This is a genomic window from Achromobacter aloeverae (assembly GCF_004121055.1).
GTDB lineage: Bacteria > Pseudomonadota > Gammaproteobacteria > Burkholderiales > Burkholderiaceae_B > Bordetella_C > Bordetella_C aloeverae.
This window is the reverse complement of the sequence record NZ_PYAL01000003.1, coordinates 131,047-154,968: the sequence shown is the minus strand read 5'-3', so window position 1 is coordinate 154,968 and position 23,922 is coordinate 131,047. Positions and strand designations below refer to the sequence as shown.

Here is a 23,922-nt window from a genome sequence, read left to right as displayed (position 1 = left end):
GCTTACTTGACCTCGGGCGGTTCCGCGAAGGTATGGAAGGGCGCGGGCGACGGCACCGTCCACTCCAGGCCTTCGGCGCCTTCCCACGGCTTGGCCGCCGCGCGCTCGCCCTTGCCGGCGAAGCAGCGCAGGATGGCCACCAGGAAGATCAGCTGCGACAGGCCGAACCAGAAGGCGCCGATGGTGGCGATCTGGTGGAAGGTGGTGAACTGCGCGGCGTAGTCGGCGTAACGGCGCGGCATGCCCGCCAGCCCCAGGAAGTGCATGGGGAAGAAGGTGACGTTGAACGAGATCAGCGTCATCCAGAAGTGGAACTTGCCTAGCTTCTCGTTGTACATGTAGCCGGTCCACTTGGGCACCCAGTAATAGGCCCCGGAGAACAGGCCGAACAAGGATCCGGCCACCAGCACGTAGTGGAAGTGCGCCACCACGTAGTACGTATCCTGCACCTGGATGTCGATCGGCGCCACCGACAGGATCAGCCCGGTGAAACCGCCGATGGTGAACACGAAGATGAAGCCGATGGCGAACAGCATGGGCGTTTCGAACGTCATGGAGCCGCGCCACATGGTCGCCACCCAGTTGAACACCTTCACCCCGGTGGGGATGGAGATCAGCATGGTGGCGTACATGAAGTAAAGCTGGCCGGTCACCGGCATGCCCGTGGTGAACATGTGGTGCGCCCAGACGATGAAGGACAGCACCGCGATCGCGGCGGTCGCGTAGACCATCGAGGCGTAGCCGAACAGGCGCTTGCGGGCAAAGGCCGGCACCACCGCCGACACGATGCCGAACGCCGGCAGGATCATGATGTAGACCTCGGGGTGCCCGAAGAACCAGAACACGTGCTGGTACAGCACCGGATCGCCACCGGCGGCCGCATTGAAGAAGCCGGTGCCGAAGTGGCGGTCGGTCAGCACCATGGTGATGGCGGCGGCCAGCACGGGCATCACGGCGATCAGCAGGAAGGCGGTGATGAGCCAGGTCCAGCAGAACAGCGGCATCTTCATCAGCGTCATGCCGGGCGCGCGCATGTTCAGGATGGTCACGATGACGTTGATGGCGCCCATGATGGACGACGCGCCCATGATGTGCAGCGCGAAGATCGCCATGTCCATGCCCGGTCCCATCTGCAGCGAGAGGGGCGCGTACAGGGTCCAGCCGGCGGCCGTGGCGCCCCCGGGCACGAAGAAGGACGACGTCAGCAGCAGCGCCGCCATCGGCAGCAGCCAGAAGCTGAAATTGTTCATCCGCGCGAAGGCCATGTCCGATGCGCCGATCTGCAACGGGATCATCCAGTTGGCGAACCCGACGAAGGCCGGCATGATGGCGCCGAACACCATCACCAGGCCGTGCATGGTGGTGAACTGGTTGAACAGCTCGGGCCGGAAGAATTGCAGCCCCGGCTCGAACAGCTCCGTGCGCAGCAACAGGGCCAGCGTGCCGCCCTCCAGCAGCATGACGAACGAGAAGATGAGATACATCGTCCCGATATCTTTGTGATTGGTGGCGAACAACCAGCGCCGCCAGCCCGTGGGGATGGCGTGGTGATGGTCATCGTGACCGTGGCCCGGCGAGACGTGGTCGACAGTGACGCTGCTCATGATGGACTCCTTGCCGCTTGGCGCCGGCCCCTTCTGGCGGGACCGGGTTATATGCTCGTTGCTAGCGCGGCGGCCCGCTGGCCGCCGCATCCGGCGCGCTTAGCGCGCCCCCTTGACGTCGGCCGGCTTGACGGTCGGATCCTGGCCCTTGCCCTTGTTGTCCCAGGCATGGCGCGTGTAGGTGATCACCGAAGCGATTTCCACGTCGTTCAACTGGCCACCGAAGGCGGGCATCGCCGTTCCGGGGTGACCCAGCAACACCGTCTTGATCTGCTCCGCCTTGGGCCCAAGGACGATATGGTCGCCGTCAAGGGCCGGGAAAGACCCCGGTACGCCCTTGCCGTTGGCCTGGTGACAGACCACGCAGTTCGCGCCGAACACCTTCTCGCCGCGCGCGATCAGCTCGGCTTCGGACCAGTCCTTGTTGGGGTCGTCCGCCTGCGCGGCCATCTTCTTCTTCTGATCGTCCGCCCACTTGGCGTAGTCTTCCTTGGACAGCACCGTCACCACGATGGGCATGAAGGCGTGGTCCTTGCCACAGAGTTCCGCGCACTGGCCGCGATAGGTGCCGACCTTCTCGGCGCGGAACCAGGTATCGCGCAGGAAGCCGGGGATGGCGTCCTGCTTGACGCCGAAGTCCGGAACCATCCAGGAGTGGATGACGTCCACCGCCGTGGTGATCACGCGCACCTTCTGGTTGACCGGCACCACCATCGGGTTGTCGACTTCCATCAGGTAGAACTCGCCCTTGGGTTCGCGGTTTTCGATTTGCGCCCGCGGCGTGGACAGGTTGGAGTAGAACTTGACGCCGTTGGCGGCGCCATCGAGGTACTCGTAGCCCCATTTCCACTGATAGCCGGTGACCTTGATGGTCACGTCCGGGCTGGACGTATCCTTCATGGCGACCACGGCCTTGGTGGCGGGCAGCGCCATGGCGATCACGATGAAGAACGGGATGACCGTCCAGGCGATTTCGACGCCCACGTGCTCGTGGAAAGTGGCGGGCTCGACGCCGCGCGACTTGCGGTGCGCCCAGATGGAATAAAACATCACACCGAAAACACCGATGAAGATCACCACACAGATGGTGAGCATCATCCAATGCAACCACATCACATCATGCGCAATCTGCGTGACACCTTCATGCAGATTCAACTGATCGACCTTCGGTCCTCCAGGCATATCCTTGACCTGCGCCCGAGCCGCGCCGCCTACCAGCATGGCACAGGCGCCGGGTATCCCTCTCCACCACTTCTTCATGCTGACCCTTTATGCATGTACGCGAAGGCCCTACCCAACCGCGGTTACACCGTGGAAAGACACGGAAACGCGTAATTATTGGTTGGCGGATTCTCGGGGCGAACTGCCATCCCCTCGATCCAGCTCGAATCACAAAGAAACCGCCGGATTATAACGGACACGTCACCTCATGTAATTGCGGGCTACCCCGCCCGCACGCCACCCCGCCCTGCACTAGAATCGCCGCCATGCAGCAAAAATCCATCCCAGCCCCGCCCCAGGACGCCGCCGTCCCTACCGCCGCCCCCGCCATGGACGCCGCGCGTACGCCCGCGCTGGCGGCCCGGGCAAGCGCGCTATATGCCTTGCTGCACGAGCGCGCGGTGGAACCCGCGCCCGAGCTGTCGCGCCCCGTGTTCGTGGCCGGCCTGCCCTGTGGCCTGGCCACCCTGGCGGCCTGTGATGCACTGCGCCATCTACCGGGGGTAACGGTAGAAAACGACGCCCTCAGGCTGGGTTCGGAGCTGGCGCCGGGCGCTGCCCTGGACATGCTGCTGGCCCGGGTCGCGCAGGCGCTGCGCGAGGCCAATTGCCTGCGCGGCTGGCGCGACGAATTGCTGGACGTGCTGGACCAGACGGGCCGCCCGGTCGGCGCCATCGAGCGCGCCGCGGTGCGCCCGCTGGGCTTGCTGACCCGCGCCGTGCACCTGAACGCCTGGACGCCCGACGGCCGCCTGTGGATCGCGCGCCGGGCCTTGAGCAAGTCCACCGATCCCGGCATGTGGGACACGCTGGTGGGCGGCCTGGCCGGCAGCGGCGAGGACCTGGACCTGGCGCTGGTCCGGGAATGCGACGAGGAAGCGGGGCTGGACGCGCCCGACATCCAGGGGCGCGAGCCCATGCGCACGATCCTGCGCATGCGGCGGCGCCTGCCCGAGGGCTACCAGGTGGAAGACTTGCTGGTCAGCCGCTGCGTGCTGCCGGCGCATGTGCGGCCGTCCAACCGGGACGGCGAGGTCATGCAGATCGCCACGGTCGACGCCGCGCGCGCCCTGGCCATGGTGGCGGCCGGTGAGTTCACGCTGGAAGCCGCGCTGGTCATCGCCGACGAACTGGCCGGTGGCGCCCCCGTCCAGCCGGCGGGCCAGCACCGCGCCCAGGACTGAACAGCTCTGGCTAGGACTGCGGCTGGGTCGGCGGCGCCGGCGTATTCACCGACGAAAACTGCCGCCACACCTCGATGGCCCGCATCCGCTGGCGCGCCACGGTCTCTATGCCTTCACGCAGCGTCGGATCGCGTGCCAGCAGGGCGCGGAAATCGCGCGCCGACATCATCAGCAGCTTGCTGTAGCCCAGCGATGTCACCTCGGGCATCATGACCTGCTCGCCCAGCAGGGCCAGCTCGCCGAAGAACTCGCCGCTGCCCAGTTCCACCGTGGTGTGGTCCGGCAGATGCACCGTTACCGCGCCCGAGGCGACGAAGCACATTTCGTCCACGTTGCGGCCGCGCCCCAGGACAGGCTGGTCCGGCAGCGCCAGCCGCGGCTTGAGCAGCTTGCAGATGGCGCGCAGGGAATCGGCGCTGAGCTTTTCGAACAGGGGCACGCGCTTGACCAGCTCGGTGGCGCTCATCTCGATGTCCAGCGGCGGATGGCGGTCGATGTGGGCCCAGCGCGACTCCAGCTTCTGCACCAGGTCGGCATAGACCTCGCCGCTGATCAGCGACTGGCCCAGCATCTCGCGGTAGCGCATGCGCTCCAGCTGCCGCGCGACGCGGCCCAGGTAGCTTTCCTGCAGCCAGAGCGCGTAGGACGGATATTGCAGGTTGAGCGCCTGCAAGGCGTTCTCGATGGCATCCAGGCGCCGCTGGTGCGCCCGCACCAGCACGTCGGCCGTTTCTTCCCCCAGCAGCGGCTTGATCTGCTGGCCCGCGAAGGCGATCAGCCGTTGCGCCACGGTGCGCTTGCACATCAGGGCGGCGAACCGCTGTCCCAGTTCCGACGCCAGCCAGCGCTGGAAGCCGAACAGGTAGTGCATCCGCAGCGCCACGCGGAATCCCCTGGAATAGCGCACATCGGCCGCGATGCCGTTCTCGAAGCCGGCCAGGCCCCCCGCGCGGACGGCATCCTCCAGCCGCTCCGACCGCGCCAGCAGGGACTCCGCCAGCCGCCAATCGACGATCTGCGCCTTCAGCACGTCGAAGAACATTTCCTCTTCGCGCTGCGCCAGGATGGCCAGCCCCACCGACACCCGCGCGTCCAGCGACATGCGGCTGACGTCGCCGTCGCGCACTTCCTGCAGGCTGGCGTCGAAGACCGTGCGTATGCGCTCGCGCACTTCCGGCCCGATGTGGTCGGCGCTGGCCACCTCCTCGGTCTTGTCCTGCAAGTCCTCCAGCGCCACCATCACGGCCTGGTTGCGGATGGTGCGTTCCATCTGGGACAGCTCGTTCAGCCGCAGCAGCCGCATCAAAGGCCGCAGGCTGATGCCGTTGACGAACAGCGTCAGCAGCACGAAGCCGGTGGTGGCCACCGCGACGAACTGGCGCGCTGCTTCCGGCACGTCCTGGCGCTCGGTCACCGCCAGCGCCAGGGCCAGCGAGACGGCGCCACGCAGGCCGCCCCACAGCATCACCGTCTTGTAGGCGCGGCTTACGCGCGTGCGCAGCCGGGTCAGCTTGAGCAAGGGCAGCATGCCGAACACCACGATGGCCCGCGCCAGCAGGGTGGCGAAGAACAGCACGATGATCAGCCACATGTCGGCGCCCGTCGCCTGCTCCATGATCCGCGGGATCAGCATGGCGGCGAACAGGAAGATCAGCGAATTGGCCCAGAAGCCGAACTGCGCCCACGCGCTGGTGAGGTATTCGAACGTGGTCGGCGCCATGCGCGTGCGGCCTGTCGATCCCACCACCAGTCCCGCGATCACGGTGCCGACCACGCCGGACACGCCCAGGTAATGCTCGGACACGTAGAAGGTGAGGTAGGCCAGGGTGAGGGTCAACGTGATTTCCGCCGCCGGGAATCCCCGCAGCCAGGCGAACAGGACGCAGGCCAGGCGACCCATGGCGTAGCCGGCCAGTCCGCCGCCGATGAAATGGACGACGAAATCGGTGAAGACGTTGCCGACCGACAATTTGCTCTGCCCGGTCATGATGCCGACCAGCACCGAATACAAGGCGATCGACGCGGCGTCGTTGAACAGGCTCTCGCCCTCGACCAGCGTGGTCAGGCGCTTGGGCGCGCCCAAGTCGCGGAAGATGCTGACCACCGCCGCGGGGTCGGTGGTAGCGACGATGGCGCCCAGCAGCAGGCAGGCCACCAAGCCATAGGGTGAGAGCACATGCAGGGCATAGCCCACCACCACCGTGCAGACCAGGACCGCCACGATGGCCATCATCAGGATGGGCCCGATATCGTCCAGCAGGCGCCGCACGTTCATCGACAGGGCGGTCTCGAAGAGCAGGACGGGAAGAAAAACGGTAAGGAAAGTTTCCGACGAGATCTCGAATTTCTCGATCGAGTCCAGCATGTCGGCCAGCACCGGGGGCGCCCAGCCGTGCACGTGCACGCCGATGCCCAGCAGGCAGCCGACGATGGCCAGCAGCACCGAGTAGGGCAGCTTCAGCCGACCCGCCAGCGGCGGCATGAAGCACACCAGCGTCAGCAACGCCGCCAGCCCGAAAACCAGTAAGCCCACATCCATATTGTTCTATCCCGCAGCGCTCTATCCCGTTGACCGTAGAGAGAATAGCGGACTTTGCCGCACCTCCGCCTTTCGCCTCATGCAATCACGGGAATTGGAAAGCACTTTTCGTTACGCGAATAGGCGGACGGAGGATGCCGCGGGCGTCCGAATTTCGCTAAGGTGAAGTCCGGCGCGCGCTGTCGCGCCACCTGTGTAGAGTTGCCGGAGCCGCCCTTGCCCCCTGTCCCCCCTCCCGCGCATACCGGCCTTGCGTCCCGGCCGTCGTCCCCGGCGCACGCCGACCGTCCCGTCCTGCTGATCCACTTGAGCGATGCCCACCTTTGCGCGGACGCCACGCTGATGCTGGGCGTCGATACCGAAGCCAGCCTGCGCGCCGTCATCGACCAGGCGCGCCGCGAGCACGGCGATGCCGACCTGCTGCTGGCGACCGGCGACCTGTCCCAGGACGGCAGCGAATCCGCCTATCGCCGTTTTGCCCGCATCGTCGGCGAACTGGGCCTGCCGGTGCGCTGCCTGCCCGGCAATCATGACGCTCCCACCGTCCTGGCGCGCGCCCTGGGCCACTGGACCAAGCCGGTGAGCGACGTCGGCGCCTGGCGGGTGATCGCGCTGGACTCCACGGTGGCCGGGTCCAATGCCGGCCACCTGGACCGCCATCAGCTGGAGCTGTTGGACACCGCCGCCGCTGGCGCGGGCCCGCGGCCGGTGCTGGTGGCCCTGCACCACAACGCGGTCCCCATGACGCCGGACTGGCACGACACGATGATGCTGGACAACGCCACCGAATTGTTCCGCCACCTGGGCCGGTGGCGCAATATCCGCGTCCTGCTCTGGGGCCATGTGCATCAGGAATTCGACCGGCGGCGCGGCAACATGCGGCTGCTGGCGACCCCATCCACCTGCTTTCAGTTCACCATCCGCGACGGCCGCCATCGGCTGGACGCCAGCGCGCCGGGCTATCGCTGGCTGAAGCTGTACCCGGACGGCTCGCTGGCCACCGGCGTGCGGCGCCTGGATGCCCGCGCGTGGGAAGCGATGCTGCAAGGATGGGCGCAGATGGAAGCGGACCAGGCGGCCTGAAACGCGAACCGTCCGGCGATGATATGGGCGGCCGGGCGCGGGGACTGGAACGAGGATAGGCGCGCGGCGGGGGCGGGAGCGGCGACGGAAATAAAAAACGGGGCACCGCAAGGGTGCCCCGTAAACCACCCGTCTCATAGGGGAGGGGAAAGAGGAGAAGCCGAGACAGGTGAGGACCGCGCTGCTGGCATTGCGATCAGCAGGCAGTCCGAATTGGTTAGGTACCTCGACAGTGATTTAGTTTCGCCGGGATTATGTTTTTTCCCGGCGATTTGTATCAATACTTTACGCCGCCAAGGAGCCGCGCATTTTCTTCAGCGCCGCCGCCTCGATCTGGCGGATGCGCTCCGCCGAGACGCCGAATTCGTCGGCCAACTCGTGCAGCGTGGCGCCGCCGTCATCCTGCAGCCAACGCGCCTGGATGATGCGGCGGGAACGTTCGTCCAGCTTGTCCAGCGCGCCATTCAGGCCTTCGCCCTGCATCTGCTCGCGCGCCTTGCGCTCCAGCACGCGGGTGGGCTCCTGCCGGCCTTCGTCGGACAGGTAGGCGATGGGCGCATAGCTGTCGTCGTCCTCATCCTGGCTTTCCAGCGAGAGTTCGCGGCCCGACATCCGCACTTCCATCTCGCTGACGTCCTCGCGGCGCACGTTCAGTTCGCGGGCGATGTCATCGACCTGGTGGCTGTCCAGCGTCTTGCCGTCCGGGCGCATGCTGCGCAGGTTGAAGAACAGCTTGCGCTGGGCCTTGGTCGTGGCCACCTTGACCAGGCGCCAGTTCTTCACGATGTACTCGTGGATTTCGGCCTTGATCCAGTGCACGGCGAAGGACACCAGGCGCACGCCGCGCTCCGGATCGAAACGCTTGACCGCCTTCATCAGGCCGACATTGCCTTCCTGGATCAGGTCGGCATGCGGCAGGCCATAACCCAGGTACTGGCGCGCCACCGAGACCACCAGGCGCAGGTGCGACAACACCAGTTCGCGAGCGGCGCCCAGGTCGTCGTGATCGCGCAGGCGGCGGCCGAGCGACGTTTCCTGCTCCGCCGTCAGTACCGGCAGGCGGTTGACCGTGGAAATGTACGCGTCGATCGTGCCGAGCGAGCCAGGGTTGGCGATCGCCAGGGCCAGCGCGTTTCCGGACACGGTCAACGAGGAATTTGCTTGTTTCATGGTGAGTTTTCTCCAGGAAACCTTAAAAGAGTGGACCTGATCTTAGCACTCGAAGTGCGGGAGTGCTAATTGGACATCAGCATTATGTCCATAGTTCCCGCCTAAGCACTGCAAGCCCCTTATCCATATCAGTAAATAGGGGAATCGCTGCGGGACATGCTCATCCGTCGGACGGCGGGGCCCCGGGGCGGCCGCGACTTCCCGGCCTACCAACCGCGCTGCTTCAGGCCGTCCGCCGTGGCCGTGTCGTCCGGCCGTACGAACAGGGCGCCACGCGGATCGAGGAACACCCGGTAGCGAGCGCCATCGAACATCGGCATGTACGCCCCACTGCCGAACTGCACATCGACGAAAGGCAGCCAGTTGGGGAAGCGATGCTTGAGCATCCCCAGGTCCGGCGTCCTTGCGTCGCCCAGCGGGTAGACCGTGCGCGGCTGCGCCTGCTCGGCGACGGGGTCGTCATAGCGCCCCGAGAGGCGCTCCATGCGGTAGAGGGGCGGCACCCCCGCCAGCAAGGCCGGCAGTTCCCAACGCAATACGCGCGCATCGATCTGCCACTGGTCGCCGCGCAGCTGATACTGGCGGGGTCGGCTTTCCCCTTCCAACTGGGCGGTAGCCATGAACTGGCGCTCGCCCTGCTGTTCCAACTGCACCGTGGCGACCGGCTGGTCCGTCGTCAGGCGGTGGAACTGGTAAAGGGACCCGCCCAACAGGCCGCAGGCCGCCGCCAATGCCAGGATCAGCAGCCCAACCAGGCGACGGACCGGGCGCAAGCGGAACTGCTTGCGGCCAGTCGCATCCCGCGGGCCGCCACGCCCGAGAAACAGGCCGGCCCCAACCAGCAGGGCCACGACGGCCGGACAGATGACCCAGAGAAAAGGAGCTACGGCCAAACGGCTACCCCGTTGAAGCTTTCGACAGTTTCAGTATATCGACCCCGTCAAGCTGCGGGGAAGGGTCCACCCCAGCGCGCTCCGGAAAGGCCCACCCCAGCGCGCTCCGCGCGCCCCCCTCAAGGGGCGGCACCTTCGGACCGGCAAAGCCGGCTCCGCGGTGCCCCCGATGGGATGGGATTCTTTTGTAAAAGTTCTTGTAGGGCCGGTGCCCCGAAGCTCCGCCATGCGTCCCCGAAGCGCTGCCATGCGCCTGAGGCGGCTCCTCGTGCCACGTTGGCCCGTCAGGCCAGCAAACGCTGCGCGTGGAAGCGCAGGTGATCTTCCATGAAGGTGGAGATGAAGTAGTAGCCATGGTCGTAGCCCTCGTGCCGGCGCAGGTCCAGGGGCTGGCGTGCTTGGGCGCAGGCGGCCTCGAACGCCTCCGGATGGAGTTGCTCCGCCAGAAAGCCGTCGGCCATGCCCTGGTCCACCAGGATGCCGCCGGGAAAGGGCGCCCGCGCCTTGCGCATCAGTTCGGTGGCGTCATAGGCCGCCCAGGCCTCCCGGTCCGGCCCCAGGTAGTTGCCGAAGGCCTTGTGCCCCCACGGACACTGGCTGGGCGCGGCCACCGGCGCGAACGCCGATACCGAGCGGAATTTGGCGGGATTGCGCAAGGCCAGCACCAAGGCGCCATGCCCGCCCATCGAGTGGCCGAAGATGCCCAGGCGTCCGGCATCCCCCGGCAACTCGCCAGTGACCAGGCCATGCAGTTCTTCCGTCACATAGCTGTACATGCGGTAGTTGGCGCGCCACGGCGCCTGGGTGGCGTCCAGGTAGAAACCGGCGCCCGTACCGAAATCCCAGTTGTCGTCCTCGCCCGCGATGCCCGCGCCGCGCGGACTGGTGTCCGGCGCGACCAGCATCAGGCCCAGCTCGGCCGCCAGCCGTTGGGCGCCGCCCTTGATCATGAAGGTTTCTTCGGTGCAGGTCAGGCCGGCCAGGTAGAACAGGACCGGCACGCGAGCCTTTTCCGCCTGGGGCGGCACGAAGACGGAAAACCGCATGGGCAGGCCGATCTCGGCCGAGTCGTGGCGAAAATAGCGCTGCCAGCCGCCGAAGCAGCGATGCTGGGAAATCAGCTCCAGACCAGCCATGGAAAACTCCTGTAGGGTGAGGCGGGGCGTCGGGACAGGCACGGGCATCCCCAGACAGCCGCCGCGGGGACTGCCCCGGAGGACCGCCCTGGGGCGGGCCGTGGATGGCTGCGCCGGACGGCAGGAGGGCCGCGACCTCGGTGAAGCGCAGCACCTGCCGCCTGGCCAAGAGCTGAAATCTTAACGCGGCAGGGCTCACGTCAGCGGGACGACACCTCGGCCAAGTGCCGGCCAGCCCCGCCGCCAGGACCGGAAGGGGTGCCGCAACGGCAGGGAGTCGGGTAATCTAGGATGTACTTGGTATTGCACGGCGGCGTTTACGCGGTACCATTTATTGCCAGCGCGCTCTTTTGCGCACCGCATGCTCAAGACCTGAGACCCTATGGCACGCCTGCCCCGACTGTACGCCCCCGGACTGCCTCAACTGGTCCTCGCCAACTTCATCCACCCGCTGGCCGCCCCGTCGCAGCCCGCGCCGGCGGACACCCTGAACCAGGTCGCCACCTGGCTCGGCGAGACCGCTACGCGCAACCGCGTCGCGCTGCACGGATGGGTGCTGGCCAGCGACCGGATACTGCTGCTGGCCACGCCCGTCGATGGGGAGGGACTGCCCCGCCTGATGCAAACGCTGGGCCGCAACCTGGCGGCGCGCCTGCGCGGCGGCCGCGTTTTCGCGGGCCGCTACCGATCGGCGCTGGTCGAACCCGGCGCCTGGGTGCTGCCCGCGCTGGTCTGGCTGGAAACCTATCCCGTGCGCAGCGGCGCCACCCACGACGCCGAACTCTGGCCCTGGTCTTCCGCGGCCGGCCATACCGGCACCGCCGCCACCCAGGCCAGCTGGATGTCGGACCACGCGGACTACTGGTCCTGTGGCAATACCCCGTTCGATCGGCAGGCGAACTACCGCCAGCGCCTGCAGGAAGGCTTGTCCCAGGAACAGATCCAGCGCATAGACCAGGCCGTGCAAGGCCAGTGGGCGCTGGGGGGTCCGTCCTTCATCGCATCCCTTTCCCACACCGCCAGCCGCCGCGTCACGCCCGGCCAACGCGGACGCCCCCGCAAGAAACCGGTCGAGCCCGTGCCGGTGCCCACGGAAACACCCTGAGACACCGTCACCACGACGCAGCGCGATAAAACCGGGTCCGTCCCGGTTTTTTATTGCATGCCTCCGCAGGGTCGCCATTCCTTCATATTTAGTACGTCCCCGTTTAACGAAGATTAAATATTGCAAATAATATAATAGGGACATACCCCATTTATTCTCCTTGCTGCCCACGCTGCACCGCAGTATCGTCGCGGCTTGCGCTGCAACATTGCGCCCGTAGATTTCTATTTTCAGCAGCCCCACTCCCGGAGCGCGACATGTCCGTATCCTTGACCTCCCCCTCCTGTCCGCCGGAACAGCCCATCGACGCCTCGCGCATCGGCATGCCCGCGCCGCAGGGCCTGTATCACCCGAACAACGAACATGACGCCTGCGGCGTGGGTTTCGTCGCCCACATCAAGGGGCGCAAGAGCCACGCCATCATCCAGCAAGGCCTCAAGATCCTGGAGAACCTGGATCACCGGGGCGCGGTGGGCGCGGACAAGCTGATGGGCGACGGCGCTGGCATCCTGATCCAGATTCCCGACGCGCTGTATCGCGAGGAAATGGCCCAGCAAGGCGTGGCGCTGCCGCCGCCCGGCGAATACGGCGTGGCCATGGTCTTCCTGCCCAAGGAAACCGCTTCGCGCCTGGCCTGTGAACAGGAGCTCGAGCGCGCGGTGCGCGCCGAAGGCCAGGTCGTGCTGGGTTGGCGCGACGTGCCGGTGGACGTGGACATGCCCATGTCGCCCGCCGTGCGTGGCCTGGAACCCGTGATCCGCCAATTGTTCATCGGCCGCGGCGCCGACGTCATGGTGCCGGACGCGTTGGAACGCAAGCTCTACGTCATCCGCAAGACCGCCAGCCACGCCATCCAGAACATGCGCCTGGCGCACGGCAAGGAATATTTCGTGCCCTCCGCCTCGGTGCGCACCGTGGTCTACAAGGGCCTGCTGCTGGCCGACCAGGTCGGCCGCTACTACCGCGACCTGGCGGACACCCGCACGATCTCGGCGGTGGCGCTGGTGCACCAGCGCTTCTCGACCAATACCTTCCCCGCCTGGCCGCTGGCCCACCCGTACCGCATGATCGCCCACAACGGCGAAATCAACACGGTCAAGGGCAACTTCAACTGGCTGCGCGCCCGCGAAGGCATGATGCAGTCGGCGGTGCTGGGCGACGACCTGCCCAAGCTCTACCCCATCGTCTACGAAGGCCAGTCGGATACCGCGACGTTCGACAACTGCCTGGAACTGCTGGTCAATTCCGGCTACTCCCTGGCGCACGCCATGATGATGATGATCCCGGAAGCCTGGGAGCAGCACACGCAGATGGACGAGAGCCGGCGCGCCTTCTACGAATACCACGCCGCCATGATGGAGCCCTGGGACGGCCCCGCCGCGGTGGCCTTCACCGACGGCCGCCAGATCGGCGCCACCCTGGACCGCAACGGCCTGCGTCCGGCGCGCTACCTGGTCACCGATGACGACATGGTGATCCTGGCCTCGGAATCCGGCACCCTCCCCATCCCGGAAAACCGCATCGTCAAGAAATGGCGCTTGCAACCCGGCAAGATGTTCCTGATCGACCTGGAACAGGGTCGCATCATCGACGACGCCGAAATCAAGTCCCAGTTGTCGAACGCCCGGCCGTACCGCCAGTGGATCGAACGCCTGCGCGTGAAGCTTGAATCGCTGCCGGCGCCCAAGGCCGTTGCCACGCCCGAACGCTCGGCGTCGTCCCTGCTCGATCGCCAGCAGGCCTTCGGCTGGACCCAGGAAGACTACAAGTTCATTCTGGAACCCATGGCCACCACCGGCGAGGAAGCCGTCGGCTCCATGGGCAACGACGCGCCGCTGGCCGTCCTGTCGAACCGCCCCAAGACCTTCTACAGCTATTTCCGCCAACTGTTCGCCCAGGTCACCAACCCGCCCATCGACCCCATCCGCGAACAGATGGTGATGTCGCTGGTGTCCTTCATCGGCCCCAAGCCCAACCTGCTTGACATCAACAACGTCAACCCGCCGCTGCGCCTGGAAGTGTCGCAGCCGGTGCTGGACAGCGCCGCCATGGCGCAGATCCGCGACATCGAACAGGTGACCGGCAAGAAATTCCGCAGTCAGGAACTGGACATCACCTATCCCGCCGCCTGGGGCCGCGAGGGCATCGAAGCCCGCGTGGCGGCCCTGTGCGCGCGCGCCGTCGACGCGGTGCGCAGCGGGTTCAACATCCTGATCGTGTCCGACCGCCTGGTCGACAACGACCGCGTGGCCATTCCGGCCCTGCTGGCCACGTCGGCGGTGCACCAGCACCTGATCCGCGCCGGCCTGCGCACCAATACCGGCCTGGTGGTGGAAACCGGCTCGGCGCGCGAAGTGCACCATTTCGCCCTGCTGGGCGGCTACGGCGCCGAGGCCATCCACCCCTACCTGGCGCTGGAAGCGCTGGAGCAGATGGCGGATCCGGAAAAGGCCGTCAAGAATTTCATCAAGGCCATCGGCAAGGGCCTGAACAAGGTCATGTCCAAGATGGGCATCTCGACCTACATGTCCTATACCGGCGCGCAGATTTTCGAAGCCGTCGGCCTGCAATCGGCCCTGGTCAACAAGTACTTCACCGGTACGTCCAGCACGGTCGAGGGCATCGGCATATTTGAGGTCGCCGAGGAGGCCCTGCGCCTGCATCGCGCCGCCTTCAGCAGCGATCCGGTGCTGGCTGGCGACCTGGACGCGGGCGGCGAATACGCCTACCGCGTGCGCGGCGAAGAGCACATGTGGACGCCGGATTCCATCGCCAAGCTGCAGCACGCCACGCGTGCCAACAACTACCGGACCTACAAGGAATACGCGCAGATCATCAACGACCAGAGCCGCCGCCACATGACGCTGCGCGGCCTGTTCGAGTTCCGTTTCGACCCCACCCGCGCCATCTCGCTGGACGAAGTCGAACCGGCCAAGGACATCGTCAAGCGCTTCGCCACCGGCGCCATGTCGCTGGGCTCGATCTCCACCGAAGCCCACTCGGTGCTGGCGGTGGCGATGAACCGCATCGGCGGCAAGTCCAACACCGGCGAAGGCGGCGAGGACGAGTTGCGCTATCGCGGCGAAATGCGCAACGGCGGCAAGAGCATCGTCAAGGACGGCGACACGCTGGCCAGCATCCTGGGCAAGGACCGCATCGAAGCCGACGTGCCGCTCGCGGCCGGCGACTCGCTGCGCTCCAAGATCAAGCAGGTGGCCTCGGGCCGCTTCGGCGTCAGCGCCGAATACCTGAGCAGCGCCGACCAGATCCAGATCAAGATGGCCCAGGGCGCCAAGCCCGGCGAAGGCGGCCAGTTGCCCGGCCACAAGGTGTCGGACTACATCGCCAAGCTGCGCTACTCGGTGCCGGGCGTGGGCCTGATTTCGCCCCCGCCGCACCACGACATCTATTCGATCGAGGACCTGGCCCAGCTGATCCACGACCTGAAGAACGTGAACAGCAAGGCGTCGATCTCGGTCAAGCTGGTCTCCGAGGTGGGCGTGGGCACCGTGGCCGCCGGCGTCGCCAAGGCCAAGGCCGACCATGTGGTCATCGCCGGCCATGACGGCGGCACGGGCGCTTCGCCGGTGTCGTCGATCAAGCAGGTCGGCACGCCGTGGGAACTGGGCCTGGCCGAAACCCAGCAGACGCTGGTGCTGAACCGCCTGCGCAGCCGCATCCGCGTGCAGGCCGACGGCCAGATGAAGACCGGCCGCGACGTCGTCATCGGCGCGCTGCTGGGCGCCGACGAATTCGGTTTCGCCACCGCGCCGCTGGTCGTGGAAGGCTGCATCATGATGCGCAAGTGCCACCTGAACACCTGCCCGGTGGGCGTGGCCACCCAGGACCCGGTGCTGCGCGCCAAGTTCCAGGGCAAGCCCGAGCACGTCGTCAACTACTTCTTCTTCATCGCCGAGGAAGTGCGCGAAATCATGGCCCAACTGGGCATCCGCCGCTTCGACGAGCTGATCGGCCGCGCCGACCTGCTGGACACCCGCGCCGGCCTGGACCACTGGAAGGCCAGCGGCCTGGACTTCAGCCGTGTGTTCTACCAGCCGTCCACGGACGGCCCGGTGCGCCAGGTCGAAGAACAGGATCACGGCCTGGCCGGCGCCCTGGACCACCAGTTGATCGAACGCAGCCGCCCTGCCATCGAGCGCGGCGAGAAAGTGTCCTTCATCGTTCCGGTACGCAACCGCAACCGCACCATCGGCGCGATGCTGTCGGGCGCGGTCGCGGCGCGCTATGGCCATGAAGGCCTGCCGGACGACACCATCCATATCCAGTGCAACGGCACCGCGGGCCAGAGCTTCGGCGCCTTCCTGGCGCACGGCATCACGATGGACCTGGTCGGCGAAGGCAACGACTATGTCGGCAAGGGCCTGTCGGGCGGCCGCATCATCGTGCGTTCGCCCAACGACTTCCGCGGCTTCGGCCCGGACCACATCATCGTCGGCAACACCGTCATGTACGGCGCGCTGTCGGGCGAGGCGTTCTTCAACGGCGTGGCCGGCGAGCGCTTCGCGGTGCGCAACTCCGGCGCCGCCGCGGTGGTGGAAGGCACCGGCGACCACGGCTGCGAGTACATGACCGGCGGCACCGTGGTCGTGCTGGGCAACACCGGCCGCAACTTTGCCGCGGGCATGTCGGGCGGCGTGGCCTACGTGTGGGATCCGGACCGCAGCTTCCGCCACCGTTGCAACCTGTCCATGGTCGAGCTGGACAGCGTGCTGCCGCATAGCGAGCAGGAAGCGCTGAACAACATCGACGTCTGGCACAGCGCGCAGCGTGGCCATGAGCGCCAGACCGACGAAACCATCCTGCGTCGCCTGGTGGAAGAACACTTCCGCTACACCGGCAGCTTCCGCGCCCGCGAAATCCTGGGCGACTGGGAAGCTTCGCGCGGGAAGTTCGTCAAGGTCATGCCGACTGACTACAAGCGTGCGCTGGGTGAAATGTGGCGCGCGGCCAACCCGCAAAAGATGGCCGCCTGAGACACATGCGACACACGAGCCGCCCGCAACGCCAACAGGTATAGGACTTAGCACCACCATGGGAAAAATCACCGGCTTTCTGGAATTCCAGCGCCTGAATGAAGCCTACGCCGCGCCCGCCGCGCGCCTGAAGAACTGGCGCGAGTTCGTGCTGCGCCTGGACGACGACCAGTCCAGGCAGCAGGCGGCGCGCTGCATGGACTGCGGCATTCCGTTCTGCAACAACGGCTGCCCCGTCAACAACATCATCCCGGACTGGAACGACCTGGTGTACCGGCAGCAATGGCGCAAGGCGCTGGATGTGCTGCACTCCACCAACAACTTCCCCGAGTTCACCGGCCGCATCTGCCCGGCGCCCTGCGAAGCCGCCTGTACGTTGAACATCAACAACGACGCGGTGGGCATCAAGTCGATCGAGCACGCCATCATCGACAAGGGCTGGGAAGAAGGCTGGGTGGCGCCGCAGCCGCCGTCGCGCAAGACCGGCAAGAAGGTCGCCGTCGTCGGCTCGGGTCCGGCCGGACTGGCTTGCGCCCAGCAGCTGGCGCGCGCCGGCCACGCCGTGACGGTCTTTGAAAAGAGCGATCGCATCGGCGGCCTGCTGCGCTATGGCATCCCCGACTTCAAGCTGGAGAAGTCGCAGATCGATCGCCGCATTTCCCAGATGGAAGCCGAAGGCGTGGAATTCTGCCCGTCGACGTACATCGGCGACGCCGCCGATGCGGCCGACGGCCTGACGACCCGTACCCCGTCCTCGCTGAAGGAAGAATTCGACGCCGTGGTGATGACCGGCGGCTCGGAAACGCCGCGGGACCTGCCGGTGCCCGGCCGCGACCTGCAAGGGGTCTACTTCGCCATGGATTTCCTGCGCCAGCAGAACAAGGCCGTGGCGGGCGATCGCCTGACCGGCCAGACCCTGGCCAAGGGCAAGCACGTCATCGTCATCGGCGGCGGCGACACCGGGTCGGATTGCGTAGGCACCAGCAACCGCCACGGCGCCGCGTCGGTCACCCAGTTCGAACTGCTGCCGCAACCGCCCGAGTCGGAAAACAAGCCGATGACCTGGCCCTATTGGCCGGTCAAGCTGCGTACGTCGTCCTCGCATGAGGAAGGCTGCGACCGCGACTGGGCCGTCACCACCAAATCGCTGCAAGGCGAGAATGGCGTGGTCAAGAAGCTGGTGGCCGCGCGTGTCGAGTGGGTCAAGGACGAAGCCACCGGCCAGATGAAGATGCAGGAAGTCGAGGGCTCGGAATTCGAAATGAAGGCCGACCTGGTGCTGCTGGCCATGGGATTCGTGTCGCCGGTCCAGAAGGTGCTGGACGCGTTCGGCGTCGACCGCGACGGCCGCGGCAACGTCCGCGCCAACACGGACGACTATCGCACCAGCGTGGACAAGGTCTTCGCCGCGGGCGACATGCGCCGGGGTCAATCGCTGGTGGTCTGGGCCATCCGCGAAGGCCGCCAGTGCGCCCGGTCGGTCGATGCCTTCCTGATGGGCGACAGCGACCTGCCGCGCTAAGCCTGGCCGACACGGCCCGACCATCCGACCGCCGGACACCGTGTCCGGCGGTTTTTCTTTTTGCGTTGGCCGCCCCAAGACAATTAAGTCATAAGACAACTGCGTTTAGGTAAGATCGGCGCCTGTCCGTGCGCTGGCCCACCAGGCCGGTCCTCTTTCCATTACCGGGTGTCCCAGTGCGATCCCCCGCCACCGTCTCCACGCCGCCGGTCGAACTCACCGCGCCGCCCACCCTGGGGCAGATCTTCCTGGCGTTCAGCAAGATCGGCCTGACCAGCTTCGGCGGCGGCCTCAGCGGCTGGATGCTGCGCGAGTTCGTGCAGCGGCGCCACTGGCTGTCGGAACACCAATTTCTTAGCGGCCTGTCGCTGGCCCAGGCTTTTCCCGGCGTCAACGTGGTGAACCTGGCCATCTGGATCGGCTATCAGCTGCGCGGCAGCCGCGGCGCCGGCGTCGCGGCCCTGGGCATGGTATTGCCGGCGATGGTGGTGGCCATCGTGCTGGCCGCCGGATTCGGCGAGGTCGCCCATGCGCCCGCGGTGCACCGCGTGTTGGCGGGCGTAGCCGCCGCGGCCGTCGGCCTGTCGCTGCAAATGGGACTGCGCGCGGCGTACCGCGCCGCGGTGGGCGCCGCGCCCATCGTCATCATGGTGATTACGTTCGGCGGTATCTTCCTGGCGCAGTGGCCCCTGTTATGGGTCGTCGGCGCCGTGGCGCCGCTGTCCGTACTGCTCGCCTGGCTGCGCCTGCGCCAGGAACAACGCACGCGGGCGGGTTCGTGATGCCTGGCCGCCTGCTCGACCTTTTCGGGGTGTTCGCGCCCTTGTCCTTCCTGACGGTGGGGGGCGGCCAGAGCGTCGTGGCCGACATCCACCGCCAGGCCGTCGTCGCCTACGGCTGGATGAACGACACCCAGTTCCTGGACCTGTTCGCCCTGTCGCGGGTCACGCCGGGGCCCGGCTCCCTGCTTGTCACCCTGGTTGGGTGGCAAGTTGCCGGATTGCTGGGCGCCCTCGTGGCGTCCTTCGCCATCTTCGTGCCCAGCAGCCTGCTGGTGTATGGCCTGGCACGGGTATGGTCGCGCTACAAGCACAGCCTCTGGACGCGCGCCATCGAACACGGCCTGGCGCCCGTGGCGGCCGGCATGATCCTGGCAGCGTCCTGCACCATCCTGCGCGCCGCCGAGGGCGGGCCCTGGGCCTGGGGCGTCGCCGCGGTGGCGACGCTGATGCTCATGTATACGCGTGTCAGCCCTTTCCTACTGATGGGCGCGGGTGCCATCGTCTTCTCTGTGGTATTGCGCTGACACCCCGCCGGCTCTATTGTCCGCCTACATCGGCTTTTCTTCTCGAATACCCCGTCAAATCCCGCTATCGCCTGTCTTCACGACTACGAAATACGCGGCGGCAAAGGGCCCGGCCGTAGCGCCTGCTCATCCAAATTCGCTAAATATCACAGGATTTGTGCGTAATTGGATGACGTTTGCGACGGGGGCTGGAGTTTAATGGCTGCCACCCGCGCCGGCGCGTCCGCGCCTGCCGCATGTCCCCGCCGCCGGACCGCTGAGAGGTCCGAGAGCGGCTCGCCTGCTCAAGCGATACAATGTGCGGTCCAGTTTCGGGGGACGGAATGCGTCCGTCCACAGCCTCCACCTTTATGCCCGATCTCTCTGACAACCATACTGACGCTGCGCTGCAATTCGACGATGTTTCCCTGGGATATGGCGAATTCACCGTTCTTAGCGGCATCACCCTGACGGTGGCGCCGGGACAGGTGGTGGCCGTCATGGGCGGTTCGGGCTCGGGCAAGACCACCATGCTGCGTGCCGCCACCGGCCAACTGCTGGCCCGCGCCGGCACGGTCCGCGCCTTCGGGCAGGACTTGGCCCAGGCCACGCCGGAACAGTTGCAGGACCTGCGCAAGCGCATGGGCGTGCTGTTCCAGCAGGGCGCGCTCTTCACCGACCTCAACGTCTTCGAGAACGTCGCGTTCCCGCTGCGCGAACACACGCGCCTGGACGAGGCCGAGATCACCGAGCGCGTGCTGGACAAGCTCCAGGCCGTGGGCCTGCGCGCGGCAGCGCACCTGAAAGTCGCGGAGATTTCCGGTGGCATGGCGCGGCGCGTAGCCCTGGCGCGCGCCGTCGTGCTGGAGCCCGAGCTCATTCTCTACGACGAGCCCTTCGCCGGACTGGATCCGATTTCCATGGGCATCACCGCCCGCCTGATACGCGACCTGGCCGACCGCCTGGGTTGCGCGTCGGTGCTGATCACGCACGACGTGCAGGAATCGTTCGCCATCGCCGACCGGGTCTACCTGGTGGGCCAGGGCCGCCAGGCGGCCGCCGGCACGCCCCAGGAGCTGAACGCCTCGCAGGACCCCTACGTGCGCCAGTTCCTCGATGGGGCGCCCGACGGTCCGGTCGCCTTCCACTATCCCGAAACCCCGGCCTTCACGCGCTGGCTGGCGCGCCAGGAGGGGAACAAGCCATGACGGACAGCAGCAAGACGGGCCGGCGCAATCCCCTTTCCCGCCTGGGCGGCTGGGTGCGCGGCACGATCAACGGCCTTGGGTTCTTCACCCGTTTCTTCCTGGCGCTGCTCGCCCGCAGCGGCATCGCGCTGCGCCGGCCCCGACTGGTTTCGCAGCAAGTCCATTTCATCGGCAACTATTCGCTGCTGATCATCGCCGTTTCCGGCATGTTCGTCGGCTTCGTGCTGGGACTGCAGGGCTACTACACGCTGCGCCGCTACGGCTCCGAGGAATCGCTGGGCCTGCTGGTGGCCTTGTCGCTGGTGCGCGAACTGGGCCCCGTCGTCACTGCCTTGCTGTTCGCCGGCCGCGCGGGCACGTCGCTGACCGCGGAAATCGGCCTGATGAAGGCCGGCGAACAACTGTCGGCCATGGAGGTCATGGCGGTCGACCCCATGCGCCGGGTGCTGGTGCCTCGCCTGTGGGGCGGCATTATCGCCATGCCGGTGCTGGCCGCGGTATTTTCCATGGTGGGCATCATGGGCGGCTGGGCCGTCGGCGTGATGCTCATCGGCGTGGACGCCGGCGCTTTCTGGTCGCAGATGCAAAGCGGCGTGGACGTATGGAGCGACGTGGCCAACGGCGTGCTCAAGAGCGTGGTGTTCGGCATCACGGTCACCCTGGTGGCGCTCCACGAGGGCTGGCAGGCCAGGCCGACGCCGGAAGGCGTTGCGCGGGCCACCACCCGCACCGTGGTGGTGGGATCGCTCGCCGTGCTGGCCATGGACTTCCTGCTGACCGCGTTGATGTTCGGCAATTGACCCGGCCGGCGCATACGATGCAAAGACTCAACCCCGTTGATACTGATACGCACTCCTGACACGGATACTTATGTCACGCGAAAAAACCGATTTCTGGGTAGGCCTGTTCGTGCTGCTGGGAGCCGCCGCCCTGGTGTTCCTGGCGCTGCGCGCCGGCAACCTCAGCTCATTCTCCCTGGCGCCCACCTATAGCCTCAGCGCCAACTTCGACAACATCGGCGGCCTGAAGGAAAGGGCGGCGGTCAAGAGCGCCGGCGTCGTGGTGGGCCGTGTCTCCAGGATTTCATTCGACGACAAGACCTTCCAGGCCGTCGTCACCCTGCAGCTGGACAGCCGCTACCAGTTCCCCAAGGATTCCTCGGTCGCCATCCTGACCTCCGGCCTGCTGGGGGAGCAATATGTTGGTGTCACGGCAGGGACGGAAGAGGATAATTTTGCCGACGGCGGCAAAATCCGCTATACACAGAGCGCTGTCGTGCTGGAGAACCTGATCAGCCAATTCCTCTATGGAACGGCCGAAAAGCAGGGCTCCGCGCCGGCCGGGGACGCAGCCCCCAAGAATTGAGCACTTCCGTGGCGCCAGCCGTCCCCGACGCGGCGTCTTCTTCGAGAAGCCTGGATATAAAGCAACAATATGAACACTCCCACCTTTTCCCGGACCGGTTTCTTGCGCGTCGCCTCGCTGGCCGCGGCCGGCCTGGCCCTGGCAGGCTGCGCGTCCGTGCAGAACCCCGACCCGCGCGACCCCTGGGAAGGCTTCAACCGCGGCGTCTATTCGTTCAACGACGCGGTGGACCGCAACTTCCTGCGTCCCATCTCCGTGGGCTATACCTACGTGACGCCGCAACCGGTGCGCACCTGCGTCCACAACATGTTCAACAACGTGGCCGACATCTGGGCCGCCGCCAACAGCATGTTGCAGGGCCGCGGCCTTGACGCCATCAACACGGTGGGCCGCGTCCTCTTCAACACCACCCTGGGCGTGGGCGGATGTATCGACGTCGCCACCGCCAACGGCCAGCCGCGCATTCCCAACGACTTCGGCACCACCCTGGGCGTCTGGGGCTTCGGCCAGGGCCCGTACCTGGTGCTGCCGTTCTGGGGCCCCAGCACGGTGCGCGACGGCGCCGGCCTGGCGGGCGATTTCGTCGGCAACACCTACACCAGCGTAGGCGCCATCGACAACGTGCGCGTGCGCAACTCGCTCTACGGCCTGCAGATCGTCGACCGCCGTGCCAGCCTGCTGGACGCCACCGACACGGTCGACCGTATCGCCCTGGATCCCTACAGTTTCGTGCGCGACGCCTATCTGCAACGCCGCAACGCCATGGTGCTGGGCCAGAAGGCGCAGGACGAACTGCCCAACTACAACGACGATGACGCGTCCGACGCCAACGCCAAGGCGCCGGCAGCGGCGCCCACGGTGCCCGCGCCGGGCGCCAACCAGTCGGGCACCGTCGCGCCGGCCAAACGCTGAATCTCCGCGGTGGCACGGGGCTTGCCGCGTGCCGCCGCCATCCCTATCCAGAAGGAGTCCCCATGCGGTTCCCCGTAATTTCGCTGTTGCAACGCCTGGCCCTGGTGGGCCTGCTCGGCCTGGGCGCCGTCCACGTGGCGCGCGCGGCCCCGGACGGCCAGGGCGCGCCTGACAAGTTCGTGCAGGATGTCGCCGACGAGACGCTCAACGCCCTGAAGGCCGGCGGCGGCGTGAAGCCGGGCGATGTGGCGCGCGTCAACCAGGTGGTGACGCAGCACATCCTGCCTTATGTCGATTTCGAGAAGACCACCCGCCTGAGCGCTGGCCGCTACTGGCGCCAGGCCACGCCGGAGCAGCAAAAAGCCCTGGCCGAGGCCTTCCGCGGCACGCTGGTGCGCACGTACGCCGGCGCCCTGACCCGCGTGGACAACCAGACCGCCACCAAGACCTTGCCTTTCCGCGGCGATCCCAAGGCCGACGACCTGGTCGTGCGCACCGTGATCAGCCAATCCAACGGCCAGAACACCGGTGTCGACTACCGCCTGGAAAAGACCGCCAGCGGGTGGAAGATCTATGACCTGAATGTGGAAAACATCTGGCTCATCCAGAACTACCGCAACCAGTTCGCGCAGGAAATCAACCAGAACGGTATCGACGGCCTGATCAAGGCGCTGAACCAGCGCAATAAATAAAAGGGCCAC

Annotated in this window: 18 protein-coding genes; 12 read left to right on the top strand and 6 right to left on the bottom strand. The window is 66.5% G+C overall.

What is annotated here, in order from left to right; genetic code table 11:
* Positions 1 to 2 precede the first annotated feature (2 nt).
* Both ctaD and coxB read right to left on the bottom strand, forming a co-directional pair.
* On the bottom strand, positions 3 to 1,604 hold the full coding sequence (ctaD, locus tag C7R54_RS11750; protein ID WP_129150629.1) for a cytochrome c oxidase subunit I: 1,602 nt from the start codon (positions 1,602 to 1,604) through the stop codon (positions 3 to 5).
* A 99-nt stretch (positions 1,605 to 1,703) separates the two neighbouring features.
* Positions 1,704 to 2,864, bottom strand: a complete 1,161-nt coding sequence (gene coxB, locus C7R54_RS11745; RefSeq protein ID WP_129150628.1) for a cytochrome c oxidase subunit II — start codon at positions 2,862 to 2,864, stop codon at positions 1,704 to 1,706.
* A 290-nt stretch (positions 2,865 to 3,154) separates the two neighbouring features.
* Between coxB and C7R54_RS11740 the strand changes: the two genes are divergently transcribed.
* Positions 3,155 to 4,009, top strand: coding sequence for an NUDIX hydrolase (locus C7R54_RS11740; protein ID WP_129151034.1), 855 nt, complete (start codon positions 3,155 to 3,157; stop codon positions 4,007 to 4,009).
* A 10-nt stretch (positions 4,010 to 4,019) separates the two neighbouring features.
* On the opposite strand, the gene C7R54_RS11735 is transcribed toward C7R54_RS11740, so the two are convergent.
* Positions 4,020 to 6,548 carry a cation:proton antiporter gene (locus tag C7R54_RS11735; RefSeq protein ID WP_129150627.1) on the bottom strand — a complete coding sequence of 843 codons (2,529 nt, stop codon included), beginning with the start codon at positions 6,546 to 6,548 and terminating at the stop codon, positions 4,020 to 4,022.
* Positions 6,549 to 6,764: 216 nt separating this feature from the next.
* Between C7R54_RS11735 and C7R54_RS11730 the strand changes: the two genes are divergently transcribed.
* Complete coding sequence (locus C7R54_RS11730) at positions 6,765 to 7,631, top strand: phosphodiesterase (protein ID WP_240039492.1); 867 nt, start codon at positions 6,765 to 6,767, stop codon at positions 7,629 to 7,631.
* A 285-nt stretch (positions 7,632 to 7,916) separates the two neighbouring features.
* Here the strand turns inward: C7R54_RS11730 and rpoH are convergent, their stop codons facing one another.
* The 3 genes from rpoH to fghA form a co-directional block, all read right to left on the bottom strand.
* A complete protein-coding gene (gene rpoH / locus C7R54_RS11725; RefSeq protein ID WP_129150626.1) occupies positions 7,917 to 8,801 on the bottom strand; it encodes an RNA polymerase sigma factor RpoH in 885 nt (294 codons plus the stop codon).
* A 206-nt stretch (positions 8,802 to 9,007) separates the two neighbouring features.
* Positions 9,008 to 9,694 carry a hypothetical protein gene (locus C7R54_RS11720; RefSeq protein ID WP_377814649.1) on the bottom strand — a complete coding sequence of 229 codons (687 nt, stop codon included), beginning with the start codon at positions 9,692 to 9,694 and terminating at the stop codon, positions 9,008 to 9,010.
* A 284-nt stretch (positions 9,695 to 9,978) separates the two neighbouring features.
* Positions 9,979 to 10,830, bottom strand: a complete 852-nt coding sequence (fghA, locus tag C7R54_RS11715) for an S-formylglutathione hydrolase (protein WP_129150625.1) — start codon at positions 10,828 to 10,830, stop codon at positions 9,979 to 9,981.
* Positions 10,831 to 11,212: 382 nt separating this feature from the next.
* Between fghA and C7R54_RS11710 the strand changes: the two genes are divergently transcribed.
* From C7R54_RS11710 to C7R54_RS11665, 10 genes are all read left to right on the top strand, one after another.
* Positions 11,213 to 11,935 (top strand): hypothetical protein, encoded by a 723-nt coding sequence (locus C7R54_RS11710; RefSeq protein WP_129150624.1) that lies wholly within the window; start codon positions 11,213 to 11,215, stop codon positions 11,933 to 11,935.
* 257 nt (positions 11,936 to 12,192) lie between these two features.
* On the top strand, positions 12,193 to 16,929 hold the full coding sequence (locus tag C7R54_RS11705) for a glutamate synthase-related protein (RefSeq protein WP_129150623.1): 4,737 nt from the start codon (positions 12,193 to 12,195) through the stop codon (positions 16,927 to 16,929).
* Between the two features lie 58 nt (positions 16,930 to 16,987).
* Positions 16,988 to 18,451 carry a glutamate synthase subunit beta gene (locus tag C7R54_RS11700; protein WP_129150622.1) on the top strand — a complete coding sequence of 488 codons (1,464 nt, stop codon included), beginning with the start codon at positions 16,988 to 16,990 and terminating at the stop codon, positions 18,449 to 18,451.
* Between the two features lie 176 nt (positions 18,452 to 18,627).
* Positions 18,628 to 19,233: a chromate transporter gene (locus C7R54_RS11695; RefSeq protein WP_129150621.1), complete on the top strand. Its 606-nt coding sequence runs from the start codon at positions 18,628 to 18,630 to the stop codon at positions 19,231 to 19,233.
* Complete coding sequence (locus C7R54_RS11690; RefSeq protein ID WP_129151031.1) at positions 19,233 to 19,757, top strand: chromate transporter; 525 nt, start codon at positions 19,233 to 19,235, stop codon at positions 19,755 to 19,757. Before C7R54_RS11695 ends, C7R54_RS11690 begins: the two co-directional genes overlap by 1 nt.
* 350 nt (positions 19,758 to 20,107) lie before the next feature.
* Positions 20,108 to 20,944 carry an ABC transporter ATP-binding protein gene (locus tag C7R54_RS11685; RefSeq protein ID WP_129150620.1) on the top strand — a complete coding sequence of 279 codons (837 nt, stop codon included), beginning with the start codon at positions 20,108 to 20,110 and terminating at the stop codon, positions 20,942 to 20,944.
* Positions 20,941 to 21,744, top strand: coding sequence for a lipid asymmetry maintenance ABC transporter permease subunit MlaE (gene mlaE / locus C7R54_RS11680; RefSeq protein WP_129150619.1), 804 nt, complete (start codon positions 20,941 to 20,943; stop codon positions 21,742 to 21,744). The genes C7R54_RS11685 and mlaE overlap by 4 nt, the downstream gene beginning before the upstream one ends.
* Positions 21,745 to 21,814: 70 nt before the next feature.
* Positions 21,815 to 22,309 (top strand): outer membrane lipid asymmetry maintenance protein MlaD, encoded by a 495-nt coding sequence (gene mlaD / locus C7R54_RS11675; protein WP_129150618.1) that lies wholly within the window; start codon positions 21,815 to 21,817, stop codon positions 22,307 to 22,309.
* Between the two features lie 69 nt (positions 22,310 to 22,378).
* Positions 22,379 to 23,221 carry an MlaA family lipoprotein gene (locus C7R54_RS11670; protein WP_129150617.1) on the top strand — a complete coding sequence of 281 codons (843 nt, stop codon included), beginning with the start codon at positions 22,379 to 22,381 and terminating at the stop codon, positions 23,219 to 23,221.
* 62 nt (positions 23,222 to 23,283) lie between these two features.
* Entirely contained in the window at positions 23,284 to 23,913 is a 630-nt protein-coding gene (locus C7R54_RS11665; RefSeq protein ID WP_129150616.1) for an MlaC/ttg2D family ABC transporter substrate-binding protein, read from the top strand.
* The last annotated feature ends 9 nt before the right edge of the window (positions 23,914 to 23,922 follow it).